Annotated in this window: 7 protein-coding genes; 4 read left to right on the top strand and 3 right to left on the bottom strand. The window is 70.3% G+C overall.

What is annotated here, in order from left to right; genetic code table 11:
- Positions 1-69 precede the first annotated feature (69 nt).
- Complete coding sequence (locus F8279_RS17900; protein WP_091420307.1) at positions 70-723, bottom strand: DedA family protein; 654 nt, start codon at positions 721-723, stop codon at positions 70-72.
- Positions 724-746: 23 nt separating this feature from the next.
- Positions 747-1,103 carry a VOC family protein gene (locus F8279_RS17895; protein ID WP_091420309.1) on the bottom strand — a complete coding sequence of 119 codons (357 nt, stop codon included), beginning with the start codon at positions 1,101-1,103 and terminating at the stop codon, positions 747-749.
- 155 nt (positions 1,104-1,258) lie between these two features.
- Here F8279_RS17895 and F8279_RS17890 point away from each other — a divergent pair, with 155 nt between their 5' ends.
- The 3 genes from F8279_RS17890 (at position 1,259) to F8279_RS17880 (ending at position 5,684) form a co-directional block, all read left to right on the top strand.
- Positions 1,259-4,114: an aconitate hydratase gene (locus tag F8279_RS17890; RefSeq protein WP_151500538.1), complete on the top strand. Its 2,856-nt coding sequence runs from the start codon at positions 1,259-1,261 to the stop codon at positions 4,112-4,114.
- Between the two features lie 326 nt (positions 4,115-4,440).
- Positions 4,441-5,406, top strand: a complete 966-nt coding sequence (locus F8279_RS17885; protein WP_091420314.1) for a serine protease — start codon at positions 4,441-4,443, stop codon at positions 5,404-5,406.
- Positions 5,407-5,480: 74 nt separating this feature from the next.
- Positions 5,481-5,684: a hypothetical protein gene (locus F8279_RS17880; protein WP_091420317.1), complete on the top strand. Its 204-nt coding sequence runs from the start codon at positions 5,481-5,483 to the stop codon at positions 5,682-5,684.
- A gap of 141 nt (positions 5,685-5,825) precedes the next feature.
- Here F8279_RS17880 and F8279_RS17875 read toward each other — a convergent pair whose 3' ends face one another.
- On the bottom strand, positions 5,826-6,056 hold the full coding sequence (locus F8279_RS17875; protein WP_091420319.1) for a hypothetical protein: 231 nt from the start codon (positions 6,054-6,056) through the stop codon (positions 5,826-5,828).
- Positions 6,057-6,152: 96 nt separating this feature from the next.
- Here F8279_RS17875 and F8279_RS17870 point away from each other — a divergent pair, with 96 nt between their 5' ends.
- The gene (locus F8279_RS17870; RefSeq protein WP_091420322.1) at positions 6,153-6,854 is read left to right on the top strand and encodes a TetR/AcrR family transcriptional regulator; all 702 of its coding nucleotides are present in this window, start codon (positions 6,153-6,155) and stop codon (positions 6,852-6,854) included.
- Positions 6,855-6,862 lie beyond the last annotated feature (8 nt).

Genomic DNA, 6,862 nt, shown 5'->3' with positions numbered 1-6,862 from the left:
GCCCTGGACGGTGAGGCCCGGGAGGCGCTGGATCCGGCCGTCCGCCCTCAGTCGCGTACGGGGAAGCCGTCAGCGGTCGGCTGCGGGAACCGGGTCGGGCTGGTCGGAGGGCTCGGACACGTGCAGGCGCTTGGCACGGCGGCGCAGCCACGCGGTGCTGACCACGCCGGCCAGCACGGCCAGCACGAGCCCGGCCCAGGAGATGTCCTTGAGCCAGTGCTCGGCGGCCTGCCCGAGATAGAACAGCAGGTAGGTGGTGCCGAACGCCCACACCAGCCCGCCTGCGGCGTTCGCGACCAGGAACCGGCGGTACGGCACGCGCAGCGCCCCGGCCAGCGGCCCGGCGAGGATGCGCAGCAGCGCGACGAACCGCCCGAAGAACACCGCCCACACGCCGTGCCGGGCGAAGCTCAGCTCGGCGCGGGCCAGGTGTGCCGGGCCGAGGTGTTTCGGGAAGCGCCGGCCGAGCCGTTCCAGCAGGGGGCGGCCACCACGGCGGCCCACGGCGTACCCGATGGAGTCCCCGACGATGGCTCCGGTCGCCGCGGCGGCGGCCACCCATTCGGGCCCGACGGCGCCGGTGGCGGCGAGCAGCGCGGCGCTGACCAGCACGATCTCGCCGGGCAGCGGGATGCCCATGCTCTCCACACCGATCACCCCGCCCACGAGCAGGCAGATCAGGGCCGGCGGGAGCGCGGCGAGCCAGTGCTGTACGTCGACCACCCGCCGACCCTACCCGCGCCCGGTCACCCGGCGGGGGCCAAGAACTCCAGGCGGTTGCCGTGCGGGTCGTACGTGTGGAACCGCCGCATGCCGGGAATCTCGTCGTCGCCCCAGGTCACGGCGTGTCCGGCGGCGTCCAGGCGGGCGGCCAGCTCGTCCAGGTCGGGGCGCAGCAGTGCCGGGTGGGCCTTGCGAGCCGGGCGGAAGTCGTCCTCGACGCCCAGGTGCAGTTCCGCGTCGTACCCGGTGAACCAGCAACCACCGCGGGCGGCGAGGGCCGGGGGTTTGGGCTTCTCGGTGAGGCCGAGCAGGCCGGCGTAGAAGGAGCGGGACGCGTCCTCGGAGCCGCGGGGGCAGGCGAGCAGGACGTGATGGATCATGTGGCACCTCCTCGTCCCGCAGCGTGGCACGAGGTTGCAGGAATAGCAAGACGGACGTACGGTTTTGTAGGGACCGACGCAGGTAAGTGTTGCCTAAGCACGGCAGCGCCCCGGTCGGTGCGACAAACTGCTCAGGACTACTCACGGTCGCTGGTGTGAAGGAGTACGACGTGGCGAGCCTCGACACCTTCGGTGCGAAGACCCAGCTACGCGTCGGAGACGCGAGCTACGAGATTTTCAGGATCGACAAGGTGGAGGGCCACGAGCGGCTGCCCTACAGCTTGAAGATCCTGCTGGAGAACCTGCTGCGGACCGAGGACGGCGCGAACATCACCGCCGACCACATCCAGCAGCTCGGCGCGTGGGACGCCACCGCCGACCCGAGCGTGGAGATCCAGTTCACCCCGGCCCGGGTGCTGATGCAGGACTTCACCGGCGTGCCCTGCGTGGTCGACCTGGCCACCATGCGCGAGGCGGTCCGTGACCTCGGCGGCGACGCCACCAAGGTCAACCCCCTCGCTCCGGCCGAGCTGGTCATCGACCACTCGGTCATCGCCGACCTGTTCGGCCGCGAGGACGCCTTCGAGCGCAACGTCGAGCTGGAGTACGAGCGCAACAAGGAGCGCTACCAGTTCCTGCGCTGGGGCCAGACCGCGTTCAACGAGTTCAAGGTCGTCCCGCCGGGCACCGGCATCGTGCACCAGGTCAACATCGAGTACCTGGCTCGTACGATCATGGAGCGCAACGGCCAGGCGTACCCGGACACTGTCGTCGGCACCGACTCGCACACCACCATGGTCAACGGCCTGGGCGTGCTGGGCTGGGGCGTCGGCGGCATCGAGGCCGAGGCCGCGATGCTGGGCCAGCCGGTCAGCATGCTGATCCCCCGCGTGGTCGGCTTCAAGCTCTCCGGCGAGATGCCGGCCGGCACCACCGCCACCGACCTGGTGCTGACCATCACCGAGATGCTGCGCAAGCACGGCGTGGTCGGCAAGTTCGTCGAGTTCTACGGCCCCGGCGTCAGCGCGGTGCCGCTGGCCAACCGCGCCACGATCGGCAACATGTCGCCGGAGTACGGCTCGACCGTGGCGATCTTCCCGATCGACGCCGAGACCGTCCGCTACCTGGAGCTGACCGGCCGCGACGCGTCTCAGGTGGCGCTGGTCGAGGCGTACGCCAAGGAGCAGGGCCTCTGGCACGACCCGGAGCGCGAGCCGGAGTACTCCGAGCGCCTGGAGCTGGATCTCAGCACCATCGAGCCGTCGCTGGCCGGCCCGAAGCGCCCGCAGGACCGGGTGCCGCTCGGTAGCGCCAAGACGCTGTTCCGCTCCGCGCTCAGCGACTACGTGGCCGCCGACGAGACCGGTGGCGACCCGGGCCGCAAGCCGGGCGTGCCGCAGCAGGAGAAGCCGTTCGGCGCCGACGGCCCGGCCGACGAGGCGTCCGCCGAGTCCTTCCCGGCCAGCGACTCCCCCGCCAACGGTGTGAACGACCCGGCCGACGCGCCGCGCGACCTGGAGACCGCCGCGGTGGGCGCGGGCGGCCGGGCCAGCAATCCGGTACGCGTGACCGGCGCCGACGGCGTCGAGTACGAGCTGGACCACGGCGCCGTGGTGATCGCCGCGATCACCTCCTGCACCAACACCTCGAACCCGCAGGTGATGATCGGCGCCGCGCTGCTGGCCCGCAACGCGGTGGAGAAGGGCCTGGCCCGCAAGCCGTGGGTGAAGACCACCCTCGCGCCGGGCTCGAAGGTCGTCATGGACTACTACGACCGCGCCGGCCTGACCCCGTACCTGGACAAGCTCGGCTTCAACCTGGTCGGCTACGGCTGCACCACCTGCATCGGCAACTCCGGCCCGCTGCCGGAGGAGGTCTCGGCCGCCGTCAACGACGGTGACCTGGCTGTCGTGTCGGTGCTGTCCGGCAACCGCAACTTCGAGGGCCGGATCAACCCGGACGTCAAGATGAACTACCTGGCGTCCCCGCCGCTGGTGGTCGCGTACGCGCTCGCCGGCACGATGGACATCGACCTGGCCAACGAGCCGATCGGCGAGGACGCCCAGGGCAACCCGGTGTTCCTGCGGGAGATCTGGCCGAACAGCGCCGAGATCCAGGACGTCATCGCCTCCGCGATCGGCGCGACCGGCTTCAGCGCCGCGTACGCCGACGTGTTCGCCGGTGACGAGCGCTGGCAGTCGCTGCCGACCCCGACCGGTGACACGTTCTCCTGGGACGGCGAGTCGACCTACGTGCGCAAGCCCCCGTACTTCGAGGGCATGCAGCAGGAGCCGACCCCGGTGCAGGACATCGCCGACGCGCGGGTGCTGGCCAAGCTGGGCGACTCGGTGACCACCGACCACATCTCCCCGGCCGGCTCGATCAAGGCGGACTCCCCCGCCGGCAAGTACCTGGCCGAGCACGGCGTGGCCCGGCACGAGTTCAACTCGTACGGCTCCCGCCGGGGCAACCACGAGGTGATGATCCGGGGCACGTTCGCCAACATCCGGCTGCGCAACCAGCTCGTCCCGGGCGTGGAGGGCGGTTTCACCGTCAACCACCTGACCGGCGAGCAGTCCTCGATCTACGACGCCTCGATGGCCTACCAGGAGGCGGGCGTCCCGCTGGTCATCCTGGCCGGCAAGGAGTACGGCTCCGGCTCGTCGCGTGACTGGGCGGCAAAGGGCACCATGCTGCTCGGGGTCAAGGCGGTCATCGCCGAGTCGTACGAGCGGATCCACCGCTCGAACCTGATCGGCATGGGCGTGCTGCCGCTGCAGTTCCCGGGCGGCGAGACCGCCGAGTCGCTGGGCCTGACCGGCACCGAGACGTTCTCGATCAGCGGCGTCACCGGGCTCAACGACGGTGACACCCCGCGCACGGTGAAGGTCACCACCGACACCGGCGTGGAGTTCGACGCCGTGGTCCGCATCGACACCCCGGGTGAGGCGGACTACTACCGGCACGGCGGCATCCTGCAGTACGTGCTGCGCCGCATGATCGCGAGCTGATTCGCGTACGGCTGACACAGGGCCGCTTCCCGCTCCGGCGGGGAGCGGCCCTCGCCGTACCGTGGTCGTGCGGCCCGTTCGGTCATCGTCGCACTGCGAGGGCGTGTCGTCGGGCTGAAAGGGCCGCCCTTTCGCCCGTCCCACGCATTGAGAAAATTGCTATTCGATGAATTCCATCGCCCCCGATCGCACATCCGACACTGCAAACAATCGACGTCCATGATTCGTTGACACGCTCCGAACGCCGTCGATACGTTGCCGATATCGCGATGAACAACGGGGGCGCTCCAGTTTCGATCCGGGAATCGAACACTGGGAAGGATTTCATGAAGACGACGATCAGACTTCTGGCCCTGCCGGCCCTGATCCTGCCGGCGATCCTCGCCGGCACTCCGGCACTGGCCGACAACGGCACCACCGCAGGCACTGCTGCTCCGGCCGCGGTGACCTCGATCGAGCGCAAGGCGGGGTCGTCCTCGCAGGCCAGGGCCTACTGGACGGCCGAGCGCATGGCGGCGGCCACCCCGGCCGACGAGGTGGAGAAGTCCGCCGGCCCGGTCACCCAGAGCCCCACGGCGGAGCGGGTGCGACGCTTCGCCGAGGCGGTGGCGCCGAAGGACGGCAGCGGCTTCGGCACCCAGCTGAACGAGTCGATCACGGTCGGGAAGATCTTCTACACCAGTTCGACCGACGGCCTGGGCCACTACTGCTCCGCGAGCGTGGTGAACAGCCCGGCACGCAACATGGTCTTCACGGCCGCGCACTGCGTGCACGACGGGCCGGGCCGGGACTGGCACACCGCGAACTGGATGTTCGTGCCGTCGTACCGCAACGGCGCGCAGCCGTACGGCACCTGGGACTGGTCCACGCTCGCGGTGCCGAGCGGCTGGATCAGCACCCGCGAGCGGCAGTACGACGTGGCGGTCGCGCTCGTCTACGGCAGCCGGTCGATCGTGGACGCGGTCGGCGCCAACGGGCTGCTCACCGGTGGTGGGCGCGCGTACCACTACGACATCTTCGGCTACCCGAGCAACAAGGACAGCGGTGAGATCCAGTGGGTCTGCTCGGGCACGTCGCGGGACGCGGGCAGCAACCGGATCGAGATGAACTGCGGCTTCGGGGGCGGTTCGAGCGGCGGTCCGTGGTACTACAGCTACGACAACACCACCAGGCGTGGTGACGTGCACGGGGTGATGAGTTACTCGAGCGGCTCGAACACGAACGGCTCGCCGTACTTCTCCGCCGCGGTGGTGGGGACGCTCTACAACACGTACGCGAACGACACCTGGTGAACGACGGTCCGCCTGGTGTGCCACCCGGCGCACCAGGCGGACCGGCACCGGCCCCACGGCCCGGAGGAGGCGACATGTCACACCGTGTGCTGCTCGGCGCGGCCGCCGTCGCGGCGCTCGCCGTGGCCGCGGCCGTCGTGGTCGTCGCGACCCGCGACGGCGGCTCGGCGCGGCCCGCGCCCGGCCCGGTGGTCGCGACGCACAACCCGAGCCCCGGCGCCACCGATCCGTCCGAATACTGGACGAGGGAACGAATGCGGGACGCGATCGGCGACTGAATCACCGAATTGCGTTCGCCGGATTGCGTTGCCTGGAATCGAACGCCCGCGCACAGGTGCGCCGAATTCCTTCCGCTCACGACCACCGGCCGGGCTCGGGCGCAATTCCCATTCCCGTGGGGCGCGAGCGCCGGCGAGTGCTCACGGAACGGTGTCGGAGTAGACCTCGACGTCGTAGAGCAGTTGCACGTTGCGGCGGCCGTCGGTGATGCCGACGAAGACCGGGTCACCGGCCGGAGTGCGACCCTGGCGCCACACCTGTTCCCGGGCCGCTTCCCGCGACTCGTGATGGACACCGCCCTCGCGATGCGTCTGCAGGACGCGGCGGGCGGTGGTGGGGTCGCTGTCGAGGTGGATCCGCAGCAGGGGCACGGCGCGTCCTCCTTGCCCACTGTCGAGACCGGACTTTGGTCTGTTCAATCAGCTTACCGTTGTTAAGCTACCTGTCCAGTGAACTAGAGTGGCTCCATGACCACGACCGAGCCCGGTGCGGCGACGACACCGGTGTGGCTGCGGGCAGAGCCGCCGCGGGCGCGGCGCAAGCCGCCACTGACCCTCGGACGCATCGTGGAACTCGCGGTGACAGCGCTGGACGAGCACGGCGTCGAGGGCCTGACGATGCGCCTCCTCGCCCAGCGGCTCGACGTGACAGCCACCGCGCTCTACTGGCACGTGAAGACGAAGGACGACGTCCTGGATCTGGCCGTCGACCGCATCTTCGGCGACGTGCCGATTCCGGACGCCGGCGACGACTGGATGGAGGACATCCGCGTCCTCGTCCGGGCATGGCGCGACGCGATGCTGCGCCATCCCTGGGCACCCGGGCTCATCGGTCGTCCGATGCTCGGGCCCAACGTCCTGGCCCGTACCGAGTTCCTGCAGTCGGCGCTCGTGCGGGGCGGCTGCCGCGGTCTGCACCTCGCGGTCGCCACGAGAATGCTGGCCAACTACGTCATCGGGGCCTCGCTCACGGAGGCCACGTGGCGCCGGACCGCGGACCCGGGCGCGAGAGCCGCAGCCCGCGACCACATCGCCGCGAGCGCCGACACCTACCCGACCCTCAGCGCCTCCGGCCATCTCGACGACACCCGATGGGACGACGACCTGCTGTTCGAGGAGGGCCTCGACGCCGTTGTCCGGGCGGCAGCACAGACGGGGACGCCGGACTGAGCACGGGT

Origin of the sequence: Micromonospora sp. AMSO1212t, from assembly GCF_008868145.1 — a bacterium.
Classification (GTDB): Bacteria; Actinomycetota; Actinomycetes; order Mycobacteriales; family Micromonosporaceae; genus Micromonospora; species Micromonospora tulbaghiae.
Note: the sequence above shows the minus strand (reverse complement) of the source record. Positions and strands in the feature narration are given on the sequence as shown.

Coding starts and splice junctions, on each gene's coding strand:
- F8279_RS17870 (WP_091420322.1), top strand. CDS start 6,153: ATGACCACGACCGAGCCCGGTGCGGCGACGACACCGGTGTGGCTGCGG.
- F8279_RS17895 (WP_091420309.1), bottom strand. CDS start 1,103: ATGATCCATCACGTCCTGCTCGCCTGCCCCCGCGGCTCCGAGGACGCG.
- F8279_RS17885 (WP_091420314.1), top strand. CDS start 4,441: ATGAAGACGACGATCAGACTTCTGGCCCTGCCGGCCCTGATCCTGCCG.
- F8279_RS17880 (WP_091420317.1), top strand. CDS start 5,481: ATGTCACACCGTGTGCTGCTCGGCGCGGCCGCCGTCGCGGCGCTCGCC.